Genomic DNA, 286 nt, shown 5'->3' on the forward strand with positions numbered 1-286 from the left:
GCCCGGCCTGCTGCGGGTGCTGTTCATCGGCTACGCCTGGCTGCCGATCGCGATGGCCCTGTACGCCGCACAGAGCCTGTGGATGTTCGCCACCGGCGAGTTCGCGCTCGGCCGCGCGCCGGTGCATGCGCTGTCGATCGGTCTGTTCGGCAGCCTGCTGGTGGCAATGGTGACGCGGGTGACACAGGGCCATTCCGGCCGGCCGCTGGTGCTGGGCAGGGTCGCCCTGTTCGCCTTCATCGGCATGCAGGCGGTCGCGCTGCTGCGGGTGGTCGGCGAGCTGGTC

At 71.0% G+C, this 286-nt stretch carries 1 protein-coding gene; it reads left to right on the plus strand.

Translation table 11 applies throughout. The annotated features are described in order from the left end of the window. On the plus strand, positions 1 to 286 hold a 286-nt coding region (locus tag FLQ44_RS18225), incomplete at both ends, for an NnrS family protein (RefSeq protein WP_147695495.1).

Source organism: Vogesella mureinivorans (assembly GCF_007644035.1).
GTDB lineage: Bacteria > Pseudomonadota > Gammaproteobacteria > Burkholderiales > Chromobacteriaceae > Vogesella > Vogesella mureinivorans.